Source organism: Achromobacter sp. KK8, assembly GCF_054188005.1.
On the sequence record NZ_CM135178.1, the window covers coordinates 1,910,685 to 1,937,094 of the forward strand.

A 26,410-nucleotide genomic window follows, 5' to 3' on the forward strand; every position below is an offset into this window, starting at 1 on the left:
ACCGGCGCTTGTCCGGCGCCGGTTTCGGTATATATTGTCTGCGCGGTATCCGGCGGTTCACTCCAGGTTTGTGGCTTTTGCGTTGCGATCACGGAGAACGGGAAATGCGTCGACTGCAAGCGTGGTTCCTCGGCTGCCTGTGCCTCGGGTTGGCGATCTGCCTGCCCGCCGCGGCGCAGACCAAGCTGGACAAGGGGCAGCTGGACCAGCTGCTGGCGCCGGTGGCGCTCTACCCCGACTCCCTTCTGTCACAGGTCCTCATGGGGGCCACCTATCCCGACGACATTGCCGCCGCGGCGCAATGGTCGGCCGCGCATGCCGGCCAGTCGGGCGACGCCGCCGTCAAGGCCGTCGAGAGCGAATCCTGGGATCCCAGCGTCAAGTCCCTGGTGGCCTTTCCATCGGTCATGGACATGATGGGGCGCCAGCCCGCGTGGGTGAAATCGGTGGGCGACGCTTTCCTGGCGCAGCCCGATGCCGTCATGGACTCGGTGCAGCGGCTGCGGGCGCAGGCCAAGCAGGCCGGCAACCTCAAGAGCACGCCACAGCAGAAGGTCACCTCGACCGACGCTGGCGGCAAGACCGTGGTGGTGATCGAGCCGGCTGATCCGCAGGTGGTCTACGTGCCCAGCTACAACCCCGCCGTGGTCTACGGCGCCTGGCCCTATCCCGCCTATCCCCCCGCCTATTACCCGCCGCCGCCGGGCTCGGTGTTCGCCACCTCGCTGGTGGCCGGCATCGGCTTCGGCCTGGGCGTGGCCGCGGTCGATTCCATGTGGGGTGGCTTCAACTGGGGCCACAACGACGTGGACATCAACGTCAACCGCTACAACAACATCAACGTCAACCAGCGCATCAACGCCGCCAACATCAACGGCAACCACGTCGCCTGGCAGCACAACCCGGCCAACCGCGGCAACGCGCCCTATGCCGATGCGGCCAGCCGGCAGAAGTTCGACGGCCAGCGCCAGGCCGGGTTGCAGAACCGGGCGCAAGGGCGGACCCCGCCCGCGCCGGGCTCGCGCGACGCGGCCCGCGAGCGCGCCGCGCAATCCTTCCAGGGCCGCACCGGCCAGTCCATCGAAGGACACACCGGACCGCGCGACGGCAACCTGGGGCAGGGCGGCGCGGGCACGCGGGCCCAGGGGCCGGGCCACCTTTCGGCGCAGGACCGGCAGGCGGCGGCGCAGCGGCAGCGCGCCGACGCGGCCGCCGCCCGCGACCGCGCCCGCGCCAACAACGGCGGCAGCGCCCTGCGCGACGCCGGCAATGGCGAACGCATGCGGCAACAGGTGCAGCGCGGCGGCGAGTCCCGGGTCGCGCCACGCGGCGGGGGCGGAGGCTGGCATGGCGGAGGCGGCGGCCATATCGGCGGCGGTGGCGGACATTTCGGCGGACGGAGGTAGGCACCATGATCAGCGGAGTCTCGATGATGAATGCGCTCGTCCGTGCCCCCGGCCGGTGGTCGCGCCGGGCCGCCAGCGTCGCTTGGCTGGCGTTGGCGCTGCTGGCCACGCCCGCCGCGGCGCAAAGCGTCTATCCCACGCCCGAGGCCGCGGCCGATGCCTTTGGCGAGGCGCTGGCCACCAGCGACCCCGTGGCCCTGGCCAAGGTGCTGGGGCCGGACCATCGCCAGATCGTGCCGGGCGGGGTCGGGCAGGACGATGTCTATCGTTTCCTGGCGGCCTGGTCCCGCAAGCACGAGGTGCTGGCCGACGGCGAACGCCGCGCCTGGCTGAGCGTGGGCGATTCCGGCTGGACCATGCCGGTGCCGATCGTGCGCGTGGCGCAGGGCTGGCGGTTCGACCCGGCCGCCGGCAAGGCGGAAATCGCGCGCCGCGCCATCGGGCGCAACGAGCTCAACGCCATCGACACCCTGCGCGAACTGCACGCGGCCCAGATCCGCTACCGCGACGGGGTGGGCCAGGGCCGCTACGCCGACCGGCTGGTGAGCCGGCCCGGCGCGCTGGACGGACTGTACTGGCCCGAACTGCCCGGTTACCCGGCGCAGGCCTATGGCCCGGACGCGCTGGCAATGGGGCCGGAGGTGCCGGTGGCGGATGCCTATTACGGCTACCGTTACAAGGTGCTGCCGGCGCGCGGCGGCGACGGCTACTGGATCCTGGCCTGGCCGGCCCGCTACGGCCATACCGGCATCGGCAGCTTCGTCATCGACGCGCGTGGCGAGCTGCGCGAGGCTGACCTGGGGCCGGCCACGGCGCGCCGCGCGGCCACGCTCCAGGGCACCGATGTGTCGTTCGGAACCTGGAACAACATCACGCCGCAACCCATTGGCGCCAAATGATTTTTTACGATTGTTGCAGGTGTGGCGGCGCGAGCGTTGTAGCCGTGCCGCAACCTGGCTGTCGCATGGCCCGGACGGTCGGATTTACGGTTTTTTGACAGGCGGCTATGCCAAAATGGCGAGCGCTGGGATCGGTGCCCGATCCCCTTTTGTCGGACCTGGAAATTGAATCCCTTGCATTTTGTCCGCTGCGCCCTCCTGGGCGCAGGGATGGCGCTCAGCGCCGCCGCGGCGTCGGCCCCGATCTTCGTCCTGAACTCCCTGGACGCCAACGTCAGCATCGTCGATCCCGCCACGTACACGGAACTGCGGCGCGTCCCCACGGGCAAGGAACCGCACCACCTGTACCTCACGCCTGACAAGAAGTCGCTGATGGTGGCCAACGCCACCGGCGACTCGATCACGCTGATGGATCCCAAGACCGGCGAGGTGCAGCGCACCCTGACCGGCATCGTCGATCCCTACCAGTTGCAGTTCTCGCCGGACATGAAGTGGTTCGTCACGGCCGCCAACCGCCTGGACCACATCGACATCTACGCCTGGAAGCCGCTGGAAAAGGGCTTTGACCTGACGCTGGTCAAGCGCATCCCGGCCGGCAAGACGCCCAGCCACATCATGATCGACGCCAAGAGCACCACGGCGTACGTCACGCTGCAGGACAGCGACCAGCTCATCGCCATCGACCTGGCCACGCAGACGCCCAAGTGGACCGTCTCGGTCGGCAAGACCCCGGCCGACGTGTTCCTCACGCCCGACCAGAAAACGCTGCTGGTGGCGCTGACCGGCGATTCCTACGTCGAGGCCTATGACGTCAGCAAGGGCCCGGCCAAGCTGATCTCGCGCATCAAGACCGCCGCCGGCGCGCACGCCTTCCGCGCCCAGGGCGACCAGCGCCACTTGTTCGTCAGCAACCGCACCGCCAACTCCATCAGCCGCATCGACCTGCAGACGCTGGCCGTGGTTGACACCTTCCCGGTGCCGGGCGGCCCCGACTGCATGGACGTGCTGGCCGACGGCAAGACGCTGCTGGTCACCTCGCGCTGGGCCCGCAAGCTCACCGTGGTGGACCTGGAGCAGAAGAAAGTCGTCAAGCAGGTGACCGTCGGCAAGTCGCCGCACGGCGTCTGGACGCTGAACCATGCGTCGACCCGCTAAACGGCAACTGGCCGCCGCCATCTGCCTGGCGCTGGCGGCGCAGGCCGCCGGCGCGGCCCCGGCGACCTGTGACAAGCCGGTCTACCTGACCTTCGACACCGGCCACATGGGCGTGGCGCCGCTGATCGCCGACGTGCTGGCGCGCCACCACGTCAAGGTCACGTTCTTCCTGGCCAACGAGCGCACCCTGACCGACGGCAGCAGCCTGGACGACCAGTGGGCGCCGTGGTGGAAGGCGCGCGCCGCCGAGGGCCACGTGTTCGGCTCGCACACCTACGACCACGTCTATTGGCAGGGCGACCTGCCGGACGGCAAGTTCCGCGTCAAGCCCAGCGCCGGCCCCGACACGGGCAAGCGCCAGACCTGGACCGCCGAGCAGTACTGCGCCGAGATCAAGCGTTCCGCCACCCGCTTCACGCAGATGACCGGCAAGCCGATGCTGCCGCTGTACCGCGCGCCGGGCGGCAAGACCTCGCCGGCCCTGCTGCGCGCGGCCAAGGCCTGCGGCTTCGAGCACGTGGGCTGGGCGCCGGCCGGCTTCCTGGGCGACGAACTGCCCAGCGACAAGTACCCCAACGCCAAGCTGCTGGACCAGGCGCTGCGCACCATCAAGCCCGGCGACATCCTGCTGGCGCACCTGGGCATCTGGTCGCGCCAGGACCCCTGGGCCCCCGCCGTGCTGGAGCCGCTGATTGAAGGCCTGCAGCGCAAGGGCTATTGTTTTGCTACCTTGGATACGCATCCCGCCTACCGCGACTGGATCGCCACGCATCACTGATCATGGATACGCTTAGTCAATGGTTCGGGAACTGCCAGCAATGGCTGTTCGAAACCCTGGTGCAGCCGGCGCTGTTCCACCTGGGCCTGAGCAATTTCATCGAGGACGGCTACGACGCCACCATGTGGCTGCTGGTCGGCCTGTTGCAGGTGGCCGTGCTGCTGCTGGTGTTCGGCCCGCTGCAGCGCCTGCGCCCGGTCGAGCCGGTCACCGACCGCCGCCAGATCGGCATCGACGTGCTCTACACGCTGATCCACCGCCTGGGCGTGTTCCGCCTGGCGCTGTTCTTCACCATCGACCCGTTCTGGGACAGCGTCTTCGGGCAGCTGCACATCTGGGGCTTCGCGCCGTTCCAGCTCGACCAGTACTGGCCAGGCGTGACCGACCAGGCCTGGGTCAGCCTGATCATCTACCTGCTGCTGTTCGACCTGGTGGACTACCTGTACCACCGCGCCCAGCACCGCTTTGCCTGGCTCTGGGCGCTGCACGCGGTGCACCACAGCCAGCGCCAGATGACCATGTGGAGCGATGATCGCAACCACCTGCTGGACGACATGCTGCGCGACGTCGTGGTGGTGTTCGTGTCACAGCTGGTGGGCGTGCCGCCCGCGCAATTCGTGGCGATCGTGGCCATCACGCAGCTGGCGCAGAGCTTCTCGCACGCCAACCTGCGCATGCACTTCGGCGCCATCGGCGAACGCCTGCTGGTCAGCCCGCGTTTCCACCGCCATCACCATTCCATCGCCTATGACGCGTCGACGCCGGGGCCGGCCGGCGGCTACAACTTTGCCGCGCTGTTCCCGGTCTGGGACGTGCTGTTCCGCTCGGCCCGCTTCGGCGTCGGCTACGGCCCCACCGGCATCCATGACCAGCAGCCGGAACTGGGCGGCCGCGACTACGGCCAGGGCTTCTGGTCGCAACAGTGGCTGGGCCTCAAGCGCATGGTCGGCCGCGACCGCGAGCCGGCCGTGACGGCGCCGCCATCGCGCCCGCCGGGCGCGGCCGAAGGCGCGTGACGCGCAGCGTTGCGCCGTCGCCAAAAAGAACCGGGCCTTGAGGCCCGGTTTTTTCATGTCCGGTCACCTGTGACCTGGACGCCGTTCGTCGCAAGAATATCCGCCCGCCCGCCGGGCCGCCCCAAGGGCGGGCAGCCCCCTCGGGGGGCAGCTAGCGCGCGAAGCGCGCGGCGTGGGGGTCCTTTCCTACCGCCCGCCCGCCGGGCCGCCCCAAGGGCGGGCAGCCCCCTTGGGGGGCAGCTAGCGCGCGAAGCGCGCGCGGCGTGGGGGTCCGTTCCTTCCGCCCGCCCGCCGGGCCGCCCCCAAGGGCGGGCAGCCCCCTTTGGGGGTAGCTAGCGCGCGAAGCGCGCGCGGCGTGGGGGCTCTCACCCTTCATGGGTGGTCTCGCGCTTGATTTCGTCGTGGCGACGTTCCATTTCCTGGCGCAGCTCGCGGCGCAGGCGGGCGGCCTCGAAGCGCTGTGTTTCCTCGAGGTTGCGCGGCGCCAGCGGCGGCACGGCGGTGGGCGCGCCGTTGTCATCCACCGCCACCATCGTGAAGTAACAGCTATTGGTGTGGCGCACCAGCTTCCTGCGGATGTCCTCGGTGACCACCTTGATGCCGATTTCCATCGAGGTGCGGCCGGTGTAGTTCACCGCCGCCAGGAAGGTCACCAGCTCGCCGACGTGGATCGGTTCGCGGAACACGACCTGGTCGACCGACAGGGTCACGACGTACTGGCCGGCGTAGCGGCTGGCACAGGCGTAGGCGACCTGGTCCAGGTACTTGAGGATGGTTCCGCCGTGCACATTGCCTGAAAAGTTCGCCATATCGGGCGTCATCAGGATGGTCATCGACAGTTGGTGGCTAAAGGCTTCGTCCATGGCGGGCGTTCTACTCGGCGACAAAACGCCTATGGTAGTGGCGAAACCCTGTCATGGCGCCGTCGCCGGCGTCTTTGTCAGGGTTTCTTCGCGGGGCCTGGGGCCGTGGCCGGAGCGCCGGGAGGCGCCTTGGCGGGGGGAGTTGCGGCGGGCGCCGTCGCGGCCTGCGCCCGGGGTTCCGGCTCGGGCGCGGGTTCCGGCTCGGGCTGCGGGTCGTCGCGCACCGCGGGCGGCGGCGTCCACAGCCCGTCCAGCAAGGCCGGGCCCGGGGCGTAGACGCGCAGCAGCACGTACACAGGCCCGCCGGCCGCCACCGGCAGCCAGTTGGCCTGGGCGCCGGGCTCGGGGGCGGTGTGGCTGATCAGCAGGTCGAGCGAGCCGTCGGCGTTGTATTGCAGCGGATCGCGCTCGCCCAGCGTGTAGCGCTCGATCGGGTTGGCCACGGGCAGGCCCTGCGCGTCGTAGGCGGCCAGCGACCACAGCGCGCCGGCCGGCGGCAACTGGCCGCCGTCGAAATGCAGCGTATAGCGGTGGGCGCCGTCCAGCGGCCGGCCCTGGCTGTCGGCGGCCAGCAGCAGCGCCGACAGGTCCTCGGGCAGTCCCGCGCCCGGCTGGGCCTGGGCCGACAGCGCGCGCCGCAGGTAGGCGTTGCCGTAGACGCCGACGCTGGCCGTCTCCCGCTGCCAGCCATTGACGCTGCTCAGGCTGACGCCGGCGGCGGCCTGCATGCGTTCGCGCGCTTCGCGCAGGCCGCGCCGCAGGCCCTGCTTGACCGGATGGTCGAGCTTGTCGAAGTCGAACGGGCGGCCGGGGATCAGCCCGACCCGGCGCAGCTTGGCCAGCACCGGTTGGTCGGTGGCGTGAGGCGGGTTGCGGCGCAGCAGCTCGGCGGCGTAGGTGAAGAAGGCGTCGGTCGGCATCGACTCGACCTGTTCGCGCACCGGCGTCTTCAGGTCCAGCGAGGGGTCGGCCTTGACCCGTTGCGACTGCGCCGGCAGGTTCCACTGCGCCAGCGGCGTCAGGGTGAAGCCGTCCTGCAGGGCGTGCACCGCCGGATAGTCGGCCGGACCGTCGGCCTGGATCAGGGAGCGGGCCCAGACGTACGCCGTGGGGGCGTCGATGCGCGGCATGCCCGAGGGCAGGGTGCCGGTCCAGCCCGGCGGCACGATCGCGGTATTGCCGCGGGCGGTGCCGGTGCTGCGCGTGCCGATCGTGGCGAAGGCCTCGTTCCACAGGTCCAGCAGGGTCAGCGTATACAGGCGTCCCTGGCTGTCCGGCACCGACAGCACCACCGGGCCGGCGCTCAGGTCGAGCCAGGCGCTGCTGCGCAGCATGTCGGGATTGGCCCAGGGCGTGGCCGACCCGGGGCGGGGCAGGGCGCGGGTGTGCAGGAAGGCATTGGCGGGCGCGCCCTGCTCGCTTTGCGACGGATGCGTGAACTGGCGCCGGGTCAGGTCCAGCGTGAGCAGCGGGTAGAAGTACAGGTAGCCTTCCATTGCCGCTTCGCGGGCGGACTCGGTGGCCGCCGCCGCCGGGGTCAGCGCCGGCGCGGCGATGGCCGGCGCCGGCGCCAGGCCGGGCGCGGCCAGCGACAGGGACAGGGCCAGGGGGGCAAAACGGCGCATCGGCGCTCCAACAGGCATGCGGGACGGGCGGAAAAACGGGTCGGAACCCGCCGCCGGCAATGGTAGCAGCCTCGCGATGATCCAAAATCCACGAAAAAGCCCGATCCTGGCCGTAAATCGTTCTCATTGCCGGGTTTCGCGTTCGGGGGACGCAAGGCATGGCAACTCGCCCGCGCTGCGCCTATACTTGCTTGCAAATCCTTGGAATTCGTAGGGCTTTTCCCCGGACCGGCCCGCGCTTTCCCCTTATTCACCCGGAGAGGAGTGCTTCATGGTCAACATGAACCGCCGCCAGTTCTTCAAGGTGACCGGTACCACGCTGGCTGGCTCGAGCCTGGCATTGCTGGGGGCAGCCCCCGGCACGGCCATGGCCGAAGTGCGCCAGTACAAGCTTGCGCGCATGACGGAAACGCGCAACACCTGTCCCTACTGTTCGGTCGCCTGTGGTCTGCTGATGTATGGCCTGGGCGATGGCGCCAAGAATGCCCGCGCCAGCATCATGCACATCGAGGGCGACCCCGACCACCCGGTCAACCGCGGCACGCTCTGTCCCAAGGGCGCGGCCCTGATCGACTTCATCCACAGTCCCAACCGCCTGAAGTACCCGGAATACCGGGCGCCCGGTTCGGACAAGTGGGAACGTATTTCCTGGGACGACGCGCTCACGCGCATCACCAAGCTCATGAAGGCCGACCGTGACGCCAACTTCGTCGAAAAGACCGAAGACGGCAAGACGGTCAACCGGTGGCTGACCACCGGCATGCTGGCCGCCTCGGCAAGCAGCAACGAGGTGGGCTACATCACGCACAAGACCGTGCGTAGCATGGGGATGCTGGCGTTCGACAACCAAGCCCGTGTCTGACATGGCCCGACGGTGGCAGGTCTTGCCCCGACGTTTGGCCGTGGAGCGATGACGAACCATTGGGTCGACATCAAGAACGCGGACGTAGTACTGATCATGGGCGGCAATGCCGCCGAGGCCCACCCGTGCGGGTTCAAATGGGTCACGGAAGCGAAAGCCCATAACAAGGCGAAGCTGATCGTCGTGGATCCGCGCTTCACGCGCTCGGCATCCGTGGCGGACTTCTACGCGCCCATACGCACCGGCACCGACATCATCTTCCTGGGTGGCGTCATCAAGTACCTGTTGGATCACGACAAGATCCAGCACGAGTACGTGCGCAACTACACCGACTTTTCCTACATCGTGCGCGAGGACTTCGCGTTCGACGCGGGCCTGTACTCCGGCTACAACGCCGACAAGCGGACCTACGACAAGGCCAGTTGGGACTACGAGCGCGGCGATGACGGCTACGTCAAGACCGACCCGACGCTGGAGCATCCGCGTTCGGTCTACCAGCTGCTCAAGAAGCACTACTCGCGCTATACCGAAGAGATGGTCGAACGCGTCTGCGGCACGCCGCGCGACAAGTTCCTGAAGGTCTGCGAGATGCTGGCGTCCACCGCCACCACCGACCGGGCCGCCACCATCCTGTACGCGTTGGGCTGGACGCAGCACTCGATCGGTTCGCAGATCATCCGCACCGGCGCCATGGTGCAGCTGCTGCTGGGCAATATCGGCATCGCCGGCGGCGGCATGAACGCGCTGCGCGGGCACTCGAACATCCAGGGCCTGACCGACCTGGGCCTGATGTCGAACCTGCTGCCCGGCTACATGACGCTGCCCAACGAGCCGGAGCAGGACTACGGCAAGTACATCGCCACGCGCGCGCTCAAGCCGCTGCGGCCGAACCAGCTCAGCTACTGGCAGAACTACGGCAAGTTCCACGTGAGCCTGATGAAGGCCTGGTGGGGCAAGGCCGCGACCGCCGAGAACAACTGGGCGTTCGACTACCTGCCCAAGCTCGACAAGCTCTACGACATGCTGCAGGTCTACGAGCTGATGAACCAGGGCAAGATGAACGGCTACCTGGCGCAGGGCTTCAACCCGCTGGCGGCCGCGCCCAACAAGGCCAAGCTGAACGCGGGCTTCGCCAAGCTCAAGTTCCTGGTCATCATGGACCCGCTGGTCACCGAGACCTCGGAATTCTGGCGCAATGCCGGCGAGGCCAACGACGTCGATCCCAAGCAGATCCAGACCGAGGTGTTCCGCCTGCCCACCACCTGCTTTGCCGAGGAAGACGGCGCGCTGGTGAACTCCGGGCGCTGGCTGCAATGGCACTGGAAGGGCGCCGAGCCTCCGGGCGAGGCCAAGAGCGACATCGAGATCATGTCGCTGATCTTCACGCGCCTGCGCAAGATGTACCAGGAAGAGGGCGGCAAGTACCCCGACCCCATCGTCAACCTGTCCTGGCCGTACTCCAACCCGCAGAGCCCGACCGCGGAAGAACTGGCCAAGGAATACTCGGGCAAGGCGCTGGTGGACCTGGTCGACCCCAAGGACCCGACCAAGGTCACGCGCAAGGGCGGCGAGCAGCTGGCCGGCTTTGCCGAACTGCGCGACGACGGTTCCACCGCCAGCGGCTGCTGGATCTTCGCCGGCGCCTGGGGGCCCGGCGGCAACCTGATGGCGCGCCGCGACAACAGCGATCCGACCGGCATCGGCCAGACCCTGAACTGGGCCTGGGCCTGGCCGGCCAACCGCCGCATCCTGTACAACCGCGCCTCCTGTGACGTGGCGGGCAAGCCCTTCAACCCGCGCCGCAGCCTGATCTCGTGGAACGGCAAGGCCTGGGTCGGCGCCGACATCCCCGACTTCAAGGGCGATGAAAACCCCGACGGCGGCATGGGCCCGTTCATCATGAACCCCGAGGGCGTGGCGCGCTTCTTCGCGCGCGCCGGCATGGCCGAAGGGCCGTTCCCGGAACACTACGAGCCGTTCGAGACGCCGCTGGGCTACAACCCGCTGTATCCGAAGGCCAAGGGCGTCACCAGCAACCCGGCGGCGCGCGTGTTCAAGGACGACCTGGCGGCGATGGGCACGGTGGACAAGTTCCCCTACGTGGCCACCACCTACCGCCTGACCGAGCACTTCCACTACTGGACCAAGAACGTCCGCATCAACGCGATCCTGCAACCCGAGCAGTTCGTCGAGATCAGCGAAGTCATGGCCAAGGAACTGGGCATCGCCAACGGTTCGCGCGTGAAGGTGTCGTCCAACCGCGGCTACATCAAGGCGGTGGCGCTGGTCACCAAGCGCCTGCGGCCGCTGACCATCGAGGGCAAGACCGTCTATCACGTCGGCATCCCGATCCACTGGGGCTTCGTCGGCATTGCCAAACCGGGCTTCCTGACCAACACCCTGACCCCGTTCGTGGGCGACGGCAATTCGCAGACACCGGAATTCAAGTCGTTCCTGGTGCAGGTCGAGAAGATCTAGGAGAGCGCTCATGTCTATGCAATCCCTCGACATCAAACGGCGCTCGGCCACCACCACGCCGCCGCCCGGCATCCGCGAGCCCGTCACCGGGTCCGTGGCCAAGCTGATCGACGTCTCCAAGTGCATCGGCTGCAAGGCCTGCCAGAGCGCGTGCATGGAGTGGAACGATCTGCGCGACGAGATCGGCACCAATGTCGGCGTCTACGACAACCCGGCCGACCTGACCGAGCATTCCTGGACCGTCATGCGCTTCTCGGAATACGAGAACCCGCAAGGCGACCTGGAGTGGCTGATCCGCAAGGACGGCTGCATGCACTGCGAGGACCCGGGCTGCCTGAAGGCCTGTCCCTCGCCGGGCGCCATCATCCAGTACACCAACGGCATCGTCGATTTCCACGAAGAGAACTGCATCGGTTGCGGCTACTGCATCACCGGCTGCCCGTTCAATGTGCCGCGCATCAGCAAGAAGGACCACAAGGCGTACAAGTGCACCCTGTGTTCCGATCGCGTGGCTGTCGGCCAGGAGCCGGCCTGCGTCAAGGCCTGCCCCACCGGCGCCATCGTGTTCGGCACCAAGGACGACATGAAGCAGCACGCCGCCGAGCGCATCGAGGACCTGAAGTCGCGCGGCTTCGAGCAGGCCGGCCTGTACGATCCGCAAGGCGTGGGCGGCACCCATGTGATGTACGTGCTGCATCACGCCGACCAGCCCGGGCTGTACCACGGGCTGCCCAAGGAGCCGCAGATCAGCCCGATGGTCTCGCTGTGGAAGGGCATCGCCAAGCCGCTGGGGGTGGCCGCCATGGCGCTGACGGCGCTGGCCGGCTTCTTCCACTACGCCCGCGTCGGCCGCAACGAGGTCGACGAGGAAGACGAACGCCGTGCCGAACAGGAGATCCGCCATGAGTGACGACCGCCATCACCGCCGGATCAAGCGCTATTCGCCCGGCGAGCGCACCAACCACTGGATCATCGCCTTCACCTTCATCCTGCTGGCGCTGTCCGGGCTGGCGCTGTTCCACCCGTCGATGTTCTGGCTCACCAACCTGTTCGGCGGCGGTCCCTGGACCCGCATCCTGCATCCGTTCATCGGACTGGTGATGTTCTTCTGCTTCGTGGTGTTCGCCGGCCACATGTGGCGCCACAACCTGATGACGAAGGCCGACCGCCAATGGCTGAGCCAGCTCAACGACGTGGTCGAGAACCGCGAGGACAAGCTGCCCGAGGTCGGCAAGTACAACGCCGGCCAGAAGCTGCTGTTCTACGTGCTGATCCTGTGCATGCTGGGGCTGTTCGCCAGCGGCATCGTGATCTGGCGCGAGTTCTTCGCCTTCTACTTCCCGATCTGGGTGGTGCGCGCCGCCTCGGTGCTGCATGCCGTTTGTGCATTGGTGCTGATTTGCGCGATCATTGTGCATATTTATGCGGCGATCTGGGTCAAGGGCTCGCTCACGGCGATGCTGCGTGGCTACGTGACCGCGGGCTGGGCATGGAAGCACCACCGCGCCTGGTTCCGGGAACAAATCGGCAAGCAGTCCACGACGAAGTAAGCGGGCCCCGCGCGGCGGGCGCCACCAGGCGGTGGCGGCTCCGCCGGGTGGATCCCGCCCGATCCCACCGCACGGCTGCCTCCCCCTGTCGGGGCGGCAGCCGTGTTTGTTTATCTGGAGACGCAATTGCAGCGAATTCTTCCGCGCGGCGAGATCGAAGCGCTAGACCACAACACCATCCCCCGCATCCAGCTGCCGGCGCGCGATTCGGTCTTCGCGACGCGCGCGGCGCGCTTGCGGCAACTGGCCGTGGATAGCCCGGTGGCCGACTACCTGCTGCTGATGGCGCGGCTGGTCGACGCCCAGCAGAACGCCCTGCGCGGCTGCAACGCGCCGCCGGCCTCGGAAGACCGCATCGCCCTGGCGCAGGCTCATGGCATGCCGCCGCTGCAGGCGGTGGGATGGCCGCGCGACCCGCTGTGGCGCGACATCCTGCGCCAGCTGGTCGACGAGGTCGCCGGCGGCCAGGACGTGCCGGCCGAGGCGCTGGAAGTCTGCTCGGCGCTGCGCCGAGCGCTCGACGAAGACACCGAATCGCTCGAAGACCTGGCCGAGGCGGTGCTGTCGGAGCAGCATCGCGGCGTCGACGGCGCCGCCGCGCCGTTCGTCATGGCCGCCTTGCAGGTGTATTGGACCGACCTGGCCAGCCGCTTCGACGAAAAGCAGCTGCCGGTGGCCTCGCCCTTCGGCGTCTGCCCGGTCTGCGCCAGCCTGCCGGTGGCCAGCGTGGTGCGGGTGGGCGGGCAGTTCGAAGGCTACCGCTACCTGTGTTGCAGCCTGTGCGCGACCCAGTGGCACATGGTGCGCGTCAAGTGCTCGCACTGCGAGGACGTCGAATCCGTGGCCTACCAGGCCATCGAGGGCCGCGCGCCCGCCATCAAGGCCGAGACCTGCGACCGCTGCCACACCTACCGCAAGATCTTCTATCAGGACAAGGACCTGCACGTGGAGCCGGTGGCCGACGACCTCGCCAGCCTGATGCTGGACGTGCTGGTGGGCGAGGCCGGCTATTCGCGCGCCAGCGGCAACCCGCTGCTGTGGCACGGCGCCGAGGAGGAATAGCCATGACCGGGTTCGCCGCCGCCGCCGACATTCCCGCGCTCGACCGGCTGCTGAACGCGCCGGCGCTGGCCGCGGCGCTGGACACGCATGGCCGCACGCAGGTGGTGGCCGCCTTGCGCCGGCACCTGGACGGGCTGCGGCAGCGCGCCCTGGCGGGTGAACTGCCGCGCGCCGAGCTGGCCGAGACCGCCGTGGCCGCCGCCGTCGACGGCGCCCTGGCGCGCGCCGCCGGGCCGCGCCTGCGCGCCGTCTACAACCTGACCGGCACCGTGCTGCACACCAACCTCGGCCGCGCGCTGCTGCCCGACGAGGCGGTGGCCTCGGTGCTGCGCGCATTGACCACGCCGGCCAATTTGGAGTTCGACCTGGACAGCGGCGGCCGCGGCGACCGCGACGACCTGATCGACGACCTGCTGTGCGAACTGACCGGGGCCGAGGCCGCCACCGTGGTCAACAACAACGCCGCCGCCGTGCTGCTGATGCTGAACGCGCTGGCCGATCGCCGCGAGGTGGTGGTGTCGCGTGGCGAACTGGTCGAGATCGGCGGCGCCTTCCGCATCCCCGACATCATGAAGCGCGCCGGCGCCAGGCTGGTCGAGGTGGGCACCACCAACCGCACCCATGCCGCCGACTACGAGAACGCCATCGGCCCGCGCACCGCGATGCTGATGAAGGTGCATTGCAGCAACTACGCCGTCACCGGCTTCACCAAGAGCGTCGGCGTGGCCGAGGTGGCGGCGCTGGCGCATGCGCGCGGCCTGCCGGCCACGGTGGACCTGGGCAGCGGCACGCTGGTGGACCTGACCCAGTTCGGCCTGCCGCGCGAGGACACGGTGCGCGAGACCATCGCCGCCGGCGCCGACCTGGTCACCTTCAGCGGCGACAAGCTGTTGGGCGGTCCGCAGGCCGGCCTGCTGGTGGGGCGCGCCGACCTGATCCGCAAGATCAAGAAGAACCCGCTCAAGCGCGCCCTGCGCGTGGGCAAGCTGACGCTGGCGGCCCTGGAACCGGTATTGCAGCTGTACCGCGCGCCGGAATTCCTGGCGCAGCGCCTGACCACGCTGCGCCTGCTGACCCGGCCGCAGCGCGAGATCCAGCCCATGGCCGAGCGCCTGCGCGGCGTGCTGGCGCACGCGGCGGGCGCCGACTACGAGGTCGAGGCGGTGCCGATGTACAGCCAGATCGGCAGCGGCGCGTTGCCGGTGGATCAGTTGCCCAGCCACGGGCTGGCGGTGCGCTACCGTGGCAAGGGCCGTCCCGGGCGCCATCTGGACCGGCTGGAAACCCGCTTGCGCCACCTGCCGGTGCCGGTGATCGGCCGCATCGCCGATGACGCGCTGTGGCTCGACCTGCGCTGCCTGGAGGCGCGCGACGAGGCCGCCTTCACCGAGCAGCTCGCCGGACTCGCGGCGCAATCCACGGAGCCGCGGGCATGATCGTCGGCACCGCCGGCCATATCGACCATGGCAAGACCACGCTGGTGCGGGCGCTGACGGGCGTCGATACCGACCGCCTCAAGGAAGAAAAGGCGCGCGGCATCTCGATCGAGCTGGGCTACGCCTACACGCCCCTGCCCAACGGCGACGTGCTGGGCTTCATCGACGTGCCGGGCCACGAAAAGCTGGTGCACACCATGGCTGCCGGCGCCAGCGGCATCGACTTCGGCCTGCTGGTTGTGGCGGCCGATGACGGCGTCATGCCACAGACCCGCGAACACCTGGCGATCCTGGCGCTGCTGGGCGTGGCGCGCGGGGCGGTGGCATTGACCAAGGCCGATCGCGCCGACGCCGCCCGGCTGGCGGCGGTGCGCGGCGAGATCGCGGCACTGGCGGCGGATACGTTCCTGCAGGACGCGCCCCTGTTCGAGGTATGCGCGGCGCGCGCCGGCGACGCAGGCGTGGCGCGGCTCAAGCAGCATCTGGACGAGGTTGCGCAGGCGCTGGGCGCGCGCGATGGCGCCGGCCTGTTCCGGTTGGCGGTGGACCGCGTCTTCACGCTGGCCGGCCACGGCACCGTGGTGACCGGCACCGCGCATGGCGGCCGCGCGCGCGCCGGCGACGACGATGCCGACCTGCGCCTGATGCCGGCGGGCACGCGGGTGCGGGTGCGCGGCATCCACGCGCAGAACCAGCCCAGCGAGACCGGCGCGGCCGGCCAGCGCTGCGCCCTGAACCTGGCGGGGATCGACAAGAGCGCGATCACGCGCGGCGACTGGATCGCCGATGCGCGCTGCTTCCTGCCGTCGCGCCACGTCGATGTGGCCTTGACGCTGCTGCCTTCGGCCGATGCGCCGCTGCGGGCCTGGACGCCGCTGCACGTGCACATCGGCGCGGCGCGGCAGGTGGCGCACGTGGTGCCGCTGTCGGCCGACGCGCTGGCCCCGGGCCAGTCGGGCTGGGTGCAGCTGGTGTTCGATGAGCCGGTGTGCGCGATGCCGGGCGACCGCTACATCGTGCGCAACGCCCAGGCCACGCGCACCGTGGGCGGCGGCCGGGTGCTCGATCCGAACGCGCCGGACCGCAAGCGCCGCGCGCCGGCGCGGATGCAGTGGCTGCAAGGCGTGGCGGACATGCTGGACGGCGGCGGGCTGCAACCGCTGCTGGCGCAGGCCGCGCTGGGCCTGGACGAAACGACGCTGCAACGCCTGGCAGGCTGGCCGGTGCGCGACCTGGCGGCGCCCGAGGGGGCGATCTGGATCGAGCCGCGCACGCCGCAGGGCGCGCGCACGCTGATCCTGGCCACGCACTGGGAAGCGCTGCGGACACGGGTGGAGCAGGCGCTGGCGACCTTCCACCAGGGCGCGCCGGACGAACCGGGCCCCGACGGCTCCCGCCTGCGCCGCATGGCCTTGCCGGCCGCCTCCGAGGCGTTGTGGCAGGGGTTGCTGGAAGACCTGCGGCAGCAGGGCCGGGTGCTGCGCAACGGACCCTGGCTGCATCTGCCGGGCCACACCGCGGCGCTGGCCGAGGCCGAGGCGGAACTCGCGCTGCGCCTGCTGCCGCTGCTGGCCGCCGGGGCCTACGATCCCCCCTGGGTGCGCGACCTGGCGCGCGCGCAGGGCGAGCCGGAAGAGCGGGTGCGGCAGGTGCTGCGCAAGCTGCTGCGGCGCGGCGAGGTGGCGCAGGTGGTGAAGGATCTGTTCTACCATCGCGAGCGGGTGGCCGAGCTGGTGGCGCTGGCGATCGATCTCGCGGCAAGGCCCGAAGGATTGAACGCGGCGGCCTTCAGGGATGCGACGGGGCTGGGCCGCAAGCGCGCGATCCAGATCCTGGAGTTCTTCGATCGGACCGGCTTGACGCGGCGGCTGCGCGATACCCACGTGCTGCGCAACGACAGCGCGTATCTCGGGGCGGGCCAGGCGGTATCATAGGCGGTCTTTCATCGGCGGTTTTCTCTGGAAGGCATCCGTGCCCGGTGGCACGGCCGGGCTTCAAACCCGGTTGGGGACGTCAGACGTTCCCAGGTAGGTTCGACTCCTGCTGCCTTCCGCCAATTCGTGGCTGCCGGATCGCAAGTATCCGGATCGGTCCTGCATTTGTCCGTCTTGTTCCCCGGCCCGCTGAATCCGGCGTAGCTTACCGATCCGCCCGCGCCCATCGGACAAGACATCCTGCTCGTAAACCCATGCCACCGCATGGGGTTCAAGGCGCGGCGCTCCCGTAAGCCCACGCCTGAACAGAACATGAGCCACGTCGAACCCACTGCGCCGCAGGTCAGCCTGATCGTGCCGGTATATAACTGTGAACGGTATCTGTCCGACCAACTGGACGCGCTATTGGCCGACGCCGCCTTGAGCCTGGAAGTGATCGCGGTCGACGACGGTTCCACCGATGGCAGCGTGGCGATCCTGCAGGCGCGCGGCGCCACGGACGCGCGCCTTCGCATCCTCAGGCAACCCCATCAGGGACTCGGCGCCGCGCGCAATGCGGGCCTGCGGGCCGCGCGCGGCGCCTGGGTCGCCTTCGCCGACGCCGACGATCTCCTGCCCTCGGCCGGACTCGCCCGGTGGCACGAACAGGCCGTTTCGCAGGGGCTGGAGGTGCTGGTCGGAAACGCGTACCGGTTCACGCACGCGCCTGCGCCCCTGCCCCGGTCCCCCGTCCTCACCCGACAACCGACCGCCGGCGCCATGACGGGCGAGGATTGGATCGCGCACTGCGTCGCCATCGGCGAATGGCCGCACTATGTTTGCCTGCAATTGGTCAAGCGCGAACTCATCACCCGACACGGCCTGGCGTTCGATCCCTCGATATTTCACGAGGACATCCTGTGGACCACCCAACTTGCGCTGGTCGCCAGGCGCATGGGCTTCGCGTCCGAGCCGGTGTACGGCTATCGCCGCAACCCCGACTCGATAACCCTTTCGCCGTCAGCCCGGATACGCCAGTGGCGCGGCGTCAGCTACGTTCACATCATCGAGACGCTGCTGGCGCTGTCCAGGCGGCAGGACCTCGGCCAGAGAACCCGCGTCTCGATCGTGCGCCACGTCCTGCATGAACTCCTGTGCTTTGTCGACCTGCTTCGCAAGGACGTCGAAAACCCGCAAGCGCGCGCCCAGCTGGCGCGGTCGATGCTCGACCTGCGCGCCTGGCCGCGGCTGGTCCGCCATGCGCGCGGCGTCACCGACTTGCGGCGGGTGTTCAAGGCATACCGGCGCCTGAGACGAATGGCGCGAGGCAAGGGCGCTTTCACGCCGGATATGGCCGTCACGCGGTAGCAGCCCCGCAAGCACAATCACGCGCGTAGCATCCTGGTGACGACGCCGTTGACGTTCGCGGCCTGCCAGTCCAGCGCGCCCAGGTGCCAGTGGCGGATGCGGCCGCCGCGGTCGACGAGGTAGTTGGCGGGCAGGCCGATGGCATCCCATTGCCTGGCGGCGCTGCTGTTGCGATCGTGCAGGACGGTGCCGGCGACCGGCCACTTGGCCAGGAAGGTGGTGATCTTGCCCAGCGCTTCGCCGACGTTCACGGCGACCAGACGCAGGCCTTCTTCGCGGTGGCGCCTGGCCATGGCGGACATCAGCGGGATTTCGTCGCGGCAGGGGTCGCACCAGGTGGCCCAGAAGCTGACAATGACCACGCTGCCGCGCCAGGCGGCAAGTTTCTGCTCGCGGCCCGCAAGGTCGGGCAGGACCAGCGGCGGCGTCGCGGCGGTCCAGGCGGCCCAGTCGGGACCCGTGGCGGCCTTGAGGGCGCTGTCACTGGCGGCGGCGCGGGCCCAGCCGGGCAGCGCCGCCAGCGACAGGGCGGATTGCAGCAGGTGGCGGCGGCTGACCATGGGCGCGCGCCGGTTCAGGTGGACAGCGAACGGGCGGTCAGGGTGTAGCGGAAACTGTCGGGGTCGAGGCTGTCCAGGCGGCCGTCGGCGGTTTCGCCGTTGGGGTACATCAGGAACGGCACGGCGCCGTGGGCGGAGCCGGGCAGGACGACGTCGTGGCCATGGTTGTAGGCAACCCAGTTCATTTCCCACGCGCCGAACAGCATGACACGGGCGCTGCGCACGCGGGCGTCCGTGGCGGGCAGATCGCCGGGCGGCTCCTCCAGCATGACCTTGCGCACGTCGGCGGGGTCGACCGGGACCCAGCCGTAGCCGTCGGCGTAGAACTCGGCGCGGCAATGTTGCGCGCGGGTGACGTCGCCGGCCTTGCCCAGGCTCTTGAAGCCGAGCTGCGAATCGGCCACGCGCAGCCCGTAGGCGTCGCGGGCGGGAATGCCGGCGGCGCGCGCCAGGGCGACGAACAGCGCGTTGATGTCGGCGCATTTGCCGTTCAGGTCGTTGGCGGCAAGCATGTAGCGCACGTCGCCGGTGCCGCAGCCGCGGGTCGAGGCGGTGCGGCAGGTGTTGTCGACCACCCAGTCGTAGAGGGCCCGGGCCCGCGCCAGCGTGCCCTGGTGGCCGCGGGTGATGCGGTCCGCGGTGGTCTTGACGATGCCGTCGGTGGGCAAAAGCTCGGTGGGCTGGAGGTATTCGCGCAGGGTGGCGGCGCTTTCGCGCGAGGCGCCGGGTGGCGGCGGCTGGGTCAGGTCGACGCGGCGGTTGCGGGTCTGGAAGCGGCTGGTCACGGTGACTTCGCGCGGCGCCTGGGCGTCGGGCCATTGCACCGCCAGCATGCGCACGTCGTAGCCGGGCGCCTGCGCCAGCCGCGCGCTGCCGCCGCCGCTGACCAGCCAGGCGCTCTGCGCGCCGCGCTGGTACCCGGTGTCGGTGGCGTAGGGCAGGGGGATCCAGAGGCGCGCATGGGCGCCGGGGTCGCGGACCTGGATGTGGGTGGTCAGTTCGAAGCTGCGCCAGTCGGCGCTGACGGGCGCCTGGCCGGCGCGCGCGGCCAGGGGCAGGGCCGCGGCCTGGGTGGCGCACAGGGCGCTCGAGAAACGGAGGAAGTGTCGGCGATCCATATAGCCCTCACGCACGGTGAAGTTTGGCTGTCGGTGCGCCCGATGGCGGGCGGCCGTCCGTTGCTGCCTGCTGCCGGATCATCATAGGGCCATTCGGGGGCGCGATGCTATCCTTTTCCCCATCACCTACGGAGAGATTCACATGACCCAGGATGCAGCGTCCGCGGCGGTGCCGCGCTTGACCTCGCTGTCGCACGGCGGCGGCTGTGGCTGCAAGATCGCGCCCGGTGTGCTGTCGCAGCTGCTGGCGCGCTTCGGGCCGGCCGCCAGCTACCCCAACCTGCTGGTGGGCACCGAGACGGCCGACGATGCCGCCGTCTACCGGCTCAACGACGAGCAGGCGCTGATCGCGACCACCGACTTCTTCATGCCGATCGTCGACGATCCCTACGACTTCGGCCGCATCGCGGCCACCAATGCGCTGTCGGACGTGTACGCCATGGGCGGCACGCCGATCATGGCGCTGGCCATCGTCGGCATGCCGATCAACGTGCTGCCGCACGGCGTCATCGCCGACATCCTGCGCGGCGGCGAGTCGGTCTGCAAGGAGGCCGGCATTCCGGTGGCGGGCGGCCACAGCATCGACTCGGTCGAACCGATCTACGGCCTGGCGGCCATGGGGCTGGTGCATCCGGACCGCATCAAGCGCAACGCCGATGCGCGTGCCGGCGACGTGCTGGTGCTGGGCAAGGGGCTGGGCGTGGGCATCCTGTCGGCGGCGCTGAAGAAGAACCGGCTGGACGCCGACGGGTACCGGGTGATGATCGACACCACCACCCGCCTGAACCGCCCCGGCGCGGCGCTGGCCGCGATGGACGGGGTCCATGCGATCACCGACGTCACCGGTTTCGGCCTGCTGGGACATACGCTGGAGATGGCTCGCGGCGCGGGGCTGACCGCCAGGCTGCGGCGCGAGGCCTTGCCCTGGCTGCCAGGCGTGCAGGCCTTCGCCGCCGAAGGCGTGGTCACCGGCGCGTCGGGCCGCAACTGGGCGTCGTATGGCGAATCGGTGCGGCTGGGCGGGGACGTATCCGATGTCGAACGGGCGTTGCTGACCGACCCGCAGACCGCTGGCGGCCTGTTGGTCGCCTGCGATCCCCAGGCGGCCCAGGCGGTGCTGGAGCTGTTCCGCGAGCAGGGCTTCGCGGACGCCTCGGTGGTCGGCGACATGGTCGCGGGCGACGCGCTGGTGCGCGTCGACTAGCGGGCGCGGGCCGCCTCGGGTCCGGGAGCGGCGCGCCGCGCGCCGCGCATGCGCGGCGGGCCGGTTCAGGGGCGATCCGGCCGCAATGGCACCTGGTGCTGCACCTGGTGATTGATCTGCCATTGCAGCAGCGGGGCATACGCTTCCAGCCGTTCCTGCTCGGCCGCTTGCGCTGCCGACGCGACCCGCTCGGGCGCCAGCGCCAGGCCGCTGGCGCCGGCCCAGGGCAGGATGCGTCCGGGATGATCGCGCCGGTAGGCGCCGTCGCGCGTGATCAGCAGGCGCGGGTTGTTGAAGCCAAAGCACCATTGCGGATCGGGCCGCGCGGCCAGCAGATCGCAGCCGCTGCGGAAATAGGGAGTGTCCGGCAGGCTCAGGTGGTACAGCGTGGGCAGGATGTCCTTGTGGCTGCCCGGGCGTGACGGATCGTAGGTCGATTGCCCACGATAGGCCGGTGGCACATACAGGTAGAACGGCACCGCGCGCGCCAGGACGGCGTCGGTGTCGGCGGAATAGGCGACCCCCAGGATGTTGTGGTCGCCGGTGGCCGCGACGATGGTGCGGGCGCCTTGGGCGGAGCCTTTCAGGCCGCTCAGGAAGCGCCCAAGCTGGTCGTTGGCGTAGCGCAGCGTGTCGAAGGCGTCTTCCAGGCCTGTCCAGTTTTCGTAGTAGGGCAGGCGTTCGACATCGCCCAGGTCCAGGCCGCCGCGCTGGCCGCCTTCGGGAACCAGGAACGGCGGGTGGTGGGTGGTGGACAGGCCGACGATGAAAAGGTGTTCACCGTCACGGTCGGCCCGCGCCAGGCGCTCGGCGATGTAGCGGAACATGTATTCGTCGGGCACGCCCCAGGCGCCCGCCTGCGCCTCGGGATAGCGGTGCTTGAGCGTCAGCTGGTCGGCGAACTCATGCGCGCCCAGATGCGTGGCGAATCGGCCCAGGTTGCGCCAGGTGGCCGTGCCCGAGGTGACGAACACCACCCGATAGCCGCGCGCCAGGAATGGCGTGAAGGCATTGCTGGCGAAGGTGGCATTGGCCGCCGACGATTGGCTGATGGCCAGCACCGGACTGCGCACCAGCAGTCGGCTGAGCGAATCGATGGTGCCATTGCCTTCGGACAGGAAGCGGTCGAAGCGCCAGTCCTGCCGCCAGTGCGGCCGCAGCGCGCCCAACAGGTCGCGGCCGGGGCGGTCGTGGGTGTTCATGTGGTGCCCCATGCTTTCCATTACCTGCAGCACGACGTGCGGCGGCCGGGCGCGGGCTGGCGGATTGGCGCCGGTGCTGGCCATGAAGGGTTGCAGATCGCGGCCGGGTCGTCCCAGGAAACGCCGATATAGCCGCGCGCCTTCGTCAGCGGTGACGGGGCTGAAGCGCTTGTCGTTGTCGCGCTCGGACAACGCCCAGAAGAACGCCGAAATGCCGTTGGGCGTGATGTCGTTGAGCAGGCGCAGCGACGAGATGCCGGTGTCGTCCTTGTTGAGCGGAAAGGTGCCCAGCGAGCCGCGACAGGCCAGCACCGTGACGCCGATGATCAGGAACAGCCGCAGCGCGCTGGGAACCAGCGCGCGCCGCGCCAGCCGCGCCCGCATGATGCCCGAGCCCCAGCGCTGCGCCAGCCAGTACGTCGCGCCCAGCACCGCCGCCAGCAGCGCCAGCGTCCGCAGCACCGGATAGCCGTGCCATAGCGTCGCCAGGATGGCGCGGGTGTCGTCGTCCATCAGGCCGAATACGAAGATGTCGATCGAGCGCGAGAACGTGGCGAAGTAGTACACGCTCACCACCGTGCTGGCGGCGAACAGGGTGGCCAGCACTGCGCCCAGGCCTGGCAGGCAGCGCAGCCACAGGGCGTGCGCCGCCGGCCGCGCGGCCAGCACCAGCGCGGCCAGCAGCGGCACCGAGAACGCGATCGCCGCGACCTTGATGTCAAACAGCAGGCCGGTCGCCAGCATGCGTTTGACGTCCTGCGGCAGCGCCGCGTAGGCGCCGGGGGGCGCGTAGGCGGCCAGCAGATAGGCGCGGCCGGCGCCCTGCGCCAGCACGGACACCAGCCATGGCGCCAGCAGGATCAGGAAGGAACGCTGGAAGTTGATGAACCAGGATTGCCAGGCGTCGGTGGAACGGAAGAGCTTCATCTGCGCCATGAAAGGAGGGCGGGGCATTGCGCCGTGAAACGGCGGCAACGGGCCCGCGCGACCGCCGGGGGAACGGGGCGCGCGGGTTCATTCGCAGGGGGGGAGCTCGGGTCCGTGCGTGCTATGCAGGCCGCAATCTACAGGAGGGGGAACGCAAATCTATGAAGGTTTGTATAGAACTTGTAGTGAGTCGCCCAAGCGGGTCGCACAAACCGGTCGCCCAAGCCGGTCGCCCAAGCCGCAAAAGCGCCTGGCGATCGCCAGGCGCCGGCATGGCGGGGGATTCGGCCTCGCGGGGGAGGCCTTATTCCGGAGCCAGCAGGCGCGCCGTGGTGGCGGCCTGCTGCACCAGCCAGCGCGTCACGATCTCGGCGTCGGGGGTGCTGCGGCGCGCGTTGCGCACCAGCCAGTAGGCGTGCTCGGTGGCGTCCGCCGGCTGGCCGCCGACCGTCGCCAGGCGCTTGTCCGCCAGCATGGGCGCGATCAGCGCCAGCCGCCCCAGCGCGATGCCATGGCCGGCCAGCGCCGCGTGCACGATCTGGTCGTACTGGTTGAAGCGCAGCATGCCCTTGGGCCGCACTCGCCCCAGGCCGCGCGCGTTGAGCCACTCCGACCATTGCAGCCAGGGCCGGGTGGGGTCGTCGAACTCCAGCAGCACGTGGCGCTGCAGTTCACGCGCATCCAGGGCGCGCGCCTGCAGCGAGGGATGGGCCACCGGCACCACCGACTCGCCGAACAGCCAGACGGCTCCGTCCGGCACGGTGTCGCGCAGGCTGTAGCGGATGGCGATGTCGACGCTTTCGCGGTCGATGTCGATGACCCGGTTGTCGGCCGCCACCCGCACGTCGATGTGCGGATGGGCGGCCTGGAAGTCGCCCAGGCGCGGCAGCAACCACAGCGAGGCCACGCCGATGGTGGTGGTGACGGTGACTGGCGTGCGGCGTTCCGGAGCGCGCAATTGCTCGGTCAGGTCGCCCAACTGGCTCAGCCAGGTGTCGGCCATGCGGAACAGCTGCGCGCCTTCCGACGTGAACGACACGCTGCGAAAACCGCGCACCAGCAGCGGCACCCCCAGGTGGGCCTCCAGCGCCCGGATCTGGCGGCTGACCGCCGACTGCGTCACGTGCAGGTCCTGCGCCGCCAGCGTGATGCTCATGCGGCGGCCCACGGCGACGAAGCCTCGGACCAGATCAAGCGGGGGAAGTTTGGCCAGCGGGTATGACATTCTTAAAACTCATGCGTGTGCGGCGGAAATGTCGCTTGTGCAATATAACGCCTGCGGCGTCCAATATGACTCAGGCGACGGGTGATGCGGTGGCCAGCCGCCCACGCCCGCCATGATGGCCGCCGTTGCGGCGGGGGGATGCGCCATGATCCGGTTATGTTGCACTGCGGGAATGTCATTTCGCCTGACCCGGGGTTCGACTATGCTGCTCAGACGGGCCTCGGGCCTGCGCATCGAGTGCCACGCCGGCGCGCTCTGGCTGTCCGAGTACCGCCGTCCGGACGACAGCGTATTGCAAGCCGGCCAGTCCATCATCGTGGGCAGCGATCGCGACGTCGTCCTCAGCGGCCTGCCGGATGCGCAGGTCGCCCTGGTTTCCCAGGTTCCCCAGCCGTTGGAGCTTTTGTCATGAATGCGCCCCTGCCCGCCACGCCCCGCCTCGAGATGTGGTTCGATTTCGCCAGCCCCTACAGCTACCTGGCGATCGAGCGCATCGGCGCCCTGGCGGCGCAGGCGGACGTGCGGGTCGACCTGCGGCCGTTCCTGCTCGGCCCCATCTTCCAGGCCCAGGGCTGGAACGACACGCCGTTCCGCCTGTTCCCCGGCAAGGGCGCCTACATGATGCGCGACATCGCCCGCCTGGCCGAAAAATACGGCGTGCCCTACAACCGGCCGCGCCTGTTTCCGCGCATGAGCGTGCTGCCCGCCCGGATCGCGCTGCTGGGGCAGGACGAGCCCTGGGGCCGTGATTTCTGCCTGTCGGTGTTCCGCGCCAATTTCCAGCACGACCAGGACATCCAGGCCGAGGACGTGGTGCACACGCTGCTGACCGACCTGTCGCTCGACGCCGACGCGCTGATCGCGCGCGGCAAGTCGGAAGCCGCCAAGGAAGCGCTGCGGCGTCGGGTCGACGAGGCCCGCCACCTGGGGCTGTTCGGCGCCCCGACCTTCCTGGTGGACGGCGAGATGTTCTGGGGCAACGACCGCCTCGAGGACGCCCTGGACTGGACCCGCCGCGCCCCTGTCGGCGCCTGGGCCGCCGCGGCCGGCTGAACCCGGCGCCCACCTTTCGATCATGGTTGCCGGCGCCGCGCGCCGGCACCGCAGAGTTTTTTCCGCCAACGCTTTTCCCGCAATGAAAAACAGCAGCAGCCCGCTACGCGGCGCACCCATGCCGGGTGGCCGTTCGTTCACGCAATTCCGCGCCGCGCGCATCCGCCGCGTGTCGTTCCAGTGGCGACAACAGGAGACCGCTGGCGCCGAGCCGGCCGCCAAGGGCGGCGGGCCGCGGCGTTCCTGACGCCCCGCCCGGGTGAGGCCGCGCGAAGCGCCGGTCTCAACCGCGCGTGACCGGCGCCACGGCGGCCCATTCCTCGTCCGAATACAGCCGCGAGCGCAGCAGGAAGCGCTTGCCCTCGGCGCTGTCGAGCGAGAACGCGCCGCCGCGTCCGGGCACGGCGTCGATGATGAGTTGGGTGTGCTCCCAATACGCGAACTGGTCTTCGCCCATGTAGAACGGGCAGCCCTCCAGTTCGCCCAGCAGCACGTCCGAGCCGCCGACCATGAACTCGCCCTGCGCGTAGCACATGGGGGAACTGCCGTCGCAGCAGCCGCCCGACTGGTGGAACATCAGCGGGCCATGCTTGGCGCGCAGGGTGTCGATCAGCGCGCGCGCCGTGTCGGTAGCGACCACGCGCGGGGTGGGTCCTGGCATGATGCAGCTCCCGCGACGCCACCCTGGCCCGCGACGGGCCGGCCCGGTA

The 26,410-nt window shown here is 69.6% G+C and carries 23 protein-coding genes and 1 tRNA gene; 17 read left to right on the plus strand and 7 right to left on the minus strand.

Going from position 1 to position 26,410, the window contains the following annotated elements; all coding sequences use genetic code 11:
- Nucleotides 1-104 precede the first annotated feature (104 nt).
- The 5 genes from ACVN9Z_RS08850 (at nt 105) to ACVN9Z_RS08870 (ending at nt 5,254) form a co-directional block, all read left to right on the plus strand.
- Nucleotides 105-1,406, plus strand: a complete 1,302-nt coding sequence (locus tag ACVN9Z_RS08850; RefSeq protein WP_437257206.1) for a DUF3300 domain-containing protein — start codon at nt 105-107, stop codon at nt 1,404-1,406.
- 23 nt (nt 1,407-1,429) lie between these two features.
- Nucleotides 1,430-2,305, plus strand: coding sequence for a DUF2950 family protein (locus tag ACVN9Z_RS08855; protein ID WP_149895631.1), 876 nt, complete (start codon nt 1,430-1,432; stop codon nt 2,303-2,305).
- A 210-nt stretch (nt 2,306-2,515) separates the two neighbouring features.
- A complete protein-coding gene (locus tag ACVN9Z_RS08860) occupies nt 2,516-3,460 on the plus strand; it encodes a YVTN family beta-propeller repeat protein (protein WP_047993088.1) in 945 nt (314 codons plus the stop codon).
- A complete protein-coding gene (locus ACVN9Z_RS08865) occupies nt 3,444-4,238 on the plus strand; it encodes a polysaccharide deacetylase family protein (RefSeq protein WP_020925491.1) in 795 nt (264 codons plus the stop codon). Before ACVN9Z_RS08860 ends, ACVN9Z_RS08865 begins: the two co-directional genes overlap by 17 nt.
- A 2-nt stretch (nt 4,239-4,240) precedes the next feature.
- Nucleotides 4,241-5,254 (plus strand): sterol desaturase family protein, encoded by a 1,014-nt coding sequence (locus ACVN9Z_RS08870; RefSeq protein ID WP_006387318.1) that lies wholly within the window; start codon nt 4,241-4,243, stop codon nt 5,252-5,254.
- Nucleotides 5,255-5,619: 365 nt separating this feature from the next.
- Here the strand turns inward: ACVN9Z_RS08870 and ACVN9Z_RS08875 are convergent, their stop codons facing one another.
- Nucleotides 5,620-6,117, minus strand: coding sequence for an acyl-CoA thioesterase (locus ACVN9Z_RS08875; protein ID WP_006387319.1), 498 nt, complete (start codon nt 6,115-6,117; stop codon nt 5,620-5,622).
- A gap of 77 nt (nt 6,118-6,194) precedes the next feature.
- Nucleotides 6,195-7,742, minus strand: a complete 1,548-nt coding sequence (locus ACVN9Z_RS08880) for a DUF1254 domain-containing protein (RefSeq protein ID WP_054443736.1) — start codon at nt 7,740-7,742, stop codon at nt 6,195-6,197.
- Between the two features lie 271 nt (nt 7,743-8,013).
- On the opposite strand from ACVN9Z_RS08880, the gene fdnG reads away from it, so the two are divergent.
- The 8 genes from fdnG to ACVN9Z_RS08920 all read left to right on the plus strand — a co-directional run bounded on the left by fdnG (nt 8,014) and on the right by ACVN9Z_RS08920 (nt 18,411).
- Complete coding sequence (gene fdnG, locus ACVN9Z_RS08885) at nt 8,014-11,082, plus strand: formate dehydrogenase-N subunit alpha (RefSeq protein WP_146221885.1); 3,069 nt, start codon at nt 8,014-8,016, stop codon at nt 11,080-11,082.
- A 10-nt stretch (nt 11,083-11,092) separates the two neighbouring features.
- Entirely contained in the window at nt 11,093-11,992 is a 900-nt protein-coding gene (gene fdxH, locus ACVN9Z_RS08890) for a formate dehydrogenase subunit beta (RefSeq protein WP_020925488.1), read from the plus strand.
- A complete protein-coding gene (locus ACVN9Z_RS08895) occupies nt 11,985-12,632 on the plus strand; it encodes a formate dehydrogenase subunit gamma (RefSeq protein WP_006387324.1) in 648 nt (215 codons plus the stop codon). The genes fdxH and ACVN9Z_RS08895 overlap by 8 nt, the downstream gene beginning before the upstream one ends.
- Nucleotides 12,633-12,758: 126 nt before the next feature.
- Entirely contained in the window at nt 12,759-13,694 is a 936-nt protein-coding gene (gene fdhE / locus ACVN9Z_RS08900) for a formate dehydrogenase accessory protein FdhE (protein ID WP_035182973.1), read from the plus strand.
- 2 nt (nt 13,695-13,696) lie between these two features.
- Nucleotides 13,697-15,130 carry an L-seryl-tRNA(Sec) selenium transferase gene (gene selA / locus ACVN9Z_RS08905; RefSeq protein WP_458213345.1) on the plus strand — a complete coding sequence of 478 codons (1,434 nt, stop codon included), beginning with the start codon at nt 13,697-13,699 and terminating at the stop codon, nt 15,128-15,130.
- The gene (gene selB / locus ACVN9Z_RS08910; protein WP_104413763.1) at nt 15,127-17,064 is read left to right on the plus strand and encodes a selenocysteine-specific translation elongation factor; all 1,938 of its coding nucleotides are present in this window, start codon (nt 15,127-15,129) and stop codon (nt 17,062-17,064) included. Before selA ends, selB begins: the two co-directional genes overlap by 4 nt.
- Nucleotides 17,065-17,090: 26 nt before the next feature.
- A tRNA-Sec gene (locus tag ACVN9Z_RS08915) sits at nt 17,091-17,186 on the plus strand.
- A gap of 190 nt (nt 17,187-17,376) precedes the next feature.
- Entirely contained in the window at nt 17,377-18,411 is a 1,035-nt protein-coding gene (locus tag ACVN9Z_RS08920) for a glycosyltransferase (protein WP_047993080.1), read from the plus strand.
- A gap of 17 nt (nt 18,412-18,428) precedes the next feature.
- On the opposite strand, the gene ACVN9Z_RS08925 is transcribed toward ACVN9Z_RS08920, so the two are convergent.
- Entirely contained in the window at nt 18,429-18,971 is a 543-nt protein-coding gene (locus tag ACVN9Z_RS08925) for a TlpA disulfide reductase family protein (RefSeq protein ID WP_047993079.1), read from the minus strand.
- Between the two features lie 14 nt (nt 18,972-18,985).
- Nucleotides 18,986-20,089, minus strand: a complete 1,104-nt coding sequence (locus ACVN9Z_RS08930) for a transglutaminase-like domain-containing protein (protein WP_053514652.1) — start codon at nt 20,087-20,089, stop codon at nt 18,986-18,988.
- A 142-nt stretch (nt 20,090-20,231) separates the two neighbouring features.
- Here ACVN9Z_RS08930 and selD point away from each other — a divergent pair, with 142 nt between their 5' ends.
- Nucleotides 20,232-21,293: a selenide, water dikinase SelD gene (selD, locus tag ACVN9Z_RS08935; RefSeq protein ID WP_047993077.1), complete on the plus strand. Its 1,062-nt coding sequence runs from the start codon at nt 20,232-20,234 to the stop codon at nt 21,291-21,293.
- A gap of 65 nt (nt 21,294-21,358) precedes the next feature.
- Here the strand turns inward: selD and ACVN9Z_RS08940 are convergent, their stop codons facing one another.
- Complete coding sequence (locus ACVN9Z_RS08940; RefSeq protein WP_227740116.1) at nt 21,359-23,449, minus strand: LTA synthase family protein; 2,091 nt, start codon at nt 23,447-23,449, stop codon at nt 21,359-21,361.
- Nucleotides 23,450-23,726: 277 nt separating this feature from the next.
- Nucleotides 23,727-24,647 (minus strand): LysR substrate-binding domain-containing protein, encoded by a 921-nt coding sequence (locus tag ACVN9Z_RS08945; protein ID WP_047993076.1) that lies wholly within the window; start codon nt 24,645-24,647, stop codon nt 23,727-23,729.
- Between the two features lie 202 nt (nt 24,648-24,849).
- Between ACVN9Z_RS08945 and ACVN9Z_RS08950 the strand changes: the two genes are divergently transcribed.
- The 3 genes from ACVN9Z_RS08950 (at nt 24,850) to ACVN9Z_RS08960 (ending at nt 25,947) form a co-directional block, all read left to right on the plus strand.
- Nucleotides 24,850-25,059 (plus strand): DUF2917 domain-containing protein, encoded by a 210-nt coding sequence (locus tag ACVN9Z_RS08950; protein ID WP_006384403.1) that lies wholly within the window; start codon nt 24,850-24,852, stop codon nt 25,057-25,059.
- Nucleotides 25,056-25,700, plus strand: coding sequence for a 2-hydroxychromene-2-carboxylate isomerase (locus tag ACVN9Z_RS08955; protein ID WP_053501003.1), 645 nt, complete (start codon nt 25,056-25,058; stop codon nt 25,698-25,700). Before ACVN9Z_RS08950 ends, ACVN9Z_RS08955 begins: the two co-directional genes overlap by 4 nt.
- Before the next feature lie 82 nt (nt 25,701-25,782).
- Nucleotides 25,783-25,947: a hypothetical protein gene (locus ACVN9Z_RS08960; RefSeq protein WP_162838332.1), complete on the plus strand. Its 165-nt coding sequence runs from the start codon at nt 25,783-25,785 to the stop codon at nt 25,945-25,947.
- Nucleotides 25,948-25,983: 36 nt separating this feature from the next.
- Here the strand turns inward: ACVN9Z_RS08960 and ACVN9Z_RS08965 are convergent, their stop codons facing one another.
- Nucleotides 25,984-26,361 carry a DUF779 domain-containing protein gene (locus ACVN9Z_RS08965; protein ID WP_327761091.1) on the minus strand — a complete coding sequence of 126 codons (378 nt, stop codon included), beginning with the start codon at nt 26,359-26,361 and terminating at the stop codon, nt 25,984-25,986.
- Between the last annotated feature and the right edge of the window lie 49 nt (nt 26,362-26,410).

Coding starts and splice junctions, on each gene's coding strand:
- selD (WP_047993077.1), top strand. CDS start 20,232: ATGACCCAGGATGCAGCGTCCGCGGCGGTGCCGCGCTTGACCTCGCTG.
- ACVN9Z_RS08895 (WP_006387324.1), top strand. CDS start 11,985: ATGAGTGACGACCGCCATCACCGCCGGATCAAGCGCTATTCGCCCGGC.
- ACVN9Z_RS08950 (WP_006384403.1), top strand. CDS start 24,850: ATGCTGCTCAGACGGGCCTCGGGCCTGCGCATCGAGTGCCACGCCGGC.
- ACVN9Z_RS08880 (WP_054443736.1), bottom strand. CDS start 7,742: ATGCGCCGTTTTGCCCCCCTGGCCCTGTCCCTGTCGCTGGCCGCGCCC.
- ACVN9Z_RS08870 (WP_006387318.1), top strand. CDS start 4,241: ATGGATACGCTTAGTCAATGGTTCGGGAACTGCCAGCAATGGCTGTTC.
- ACVN9Z_RS08875 (WP_006387319.1), bottom strand. CDS start 6,117: ATGGACGAAGCCTTTAGCCACCAACTGTCGATGACCATCCTGATGACG.
- ACVN9Z_RS08930 (WP_053514652.1), bottom strand. CDS start 20,089: ATGGATCGCCGACACTTCCTCCGTTTCTCGAGCGCCCTGTGCGCCACC.
- ACVN9Z_RS08860 (WP_047993088.1), top strand. CDS start 2,516: ATGGCGCTCAGCGCCGCCGCGGCGTCGGCCCCGATCTTCGTCCTGAAC.
- selA (WP_458213345.1), top strand. CDS start 13,697: ATGACCGGGTTCGCCGCCGCCGCCGACATTCCCGCGCTCGACCGGCTG.
- ACVN9Z_RS08855 (WP_149895631.1), top strand. CDS start 1,430: ATGATGAATGCGCTCGTCCGTGCCCCCGGCCGGTGGTCGCGCCGGGCC.
- selB (WP_104413763.1), top strand. CDS start 15,127: ATGATCGTCGGCACCGCCGGCCATATCGACCATGGCAAGACCACGCTG.
- ACVN9Z_RS08940 (WP_227740116.1), bottom strand. CDS start 23,449: ATGCCCCGCCCTCCTTTCATGGCGCAGATGAAGCTCTTCCGTTCCACC.
- ACVN9Z_RS08945 (WP_047993076.1), bottom strand. CDS start 24,647: ATGTCATACCCGCTGGCCAAACTTCCCCCGCTTGATCTGGTCCGAGGC.
- ACVN9Z_RS08865 (WP_020925491.1), top strand. CDS start 3,444: ATGCGTCGACCCGCTAAACGGCAACTGGCCGCCGCCATCTGCCTGGCG.
- ACVN9Z_RS08925 (WP_047993079.1), bottom strand. CDS start 18,971: ATGGTCAGCCGCCGCCACCTGCTGCAATCCGCCCTGTCGCTGGCGGCG.
- ACVN9Z_RS08920 (WP_047993080.1), top strand. CDS start 17,377: ATGAGCCACGTCGAACCCACTGCGCCGCAGGTCAGCCTGATCGTGCCG.
- fdxH (WP_020925488.1), top strand. CDS start 11,093: ATGTCTATGCAATCCCTCGACATCAAACGGCGCTCGGCCACCACCACG.
- ACVN9Z_RS08960 (WP_162838332.1), top strand. CDS start 25,783: ATGAAAAACAGCAGCAGCCCGCTACGCGGCGCACCCATGCCGGGTGGC.
- ACVN9Z_RS08850 (WP_437257206.1), top strand. CDS start 105: ATGCGTCGACTGCAAGCGTGGTTCCTCGGCTGCCTGTGCCTCGGGTTG.
- ACVN9Z_RS08965 (WP_327761091.1), bottom strand. CDS start 26,361: ATGCCAGGACCCACCCCGCGCGTGGTCGCTACCGACACGGCGCGCGCG.
- ACVN9Z_RS08955 (WP_053501003.1), top strand. CDS start 25,056: ATGAATGCGCCCCTGCCCGCCACGCCCCGCCTCGAGATGTGGTTCGAT.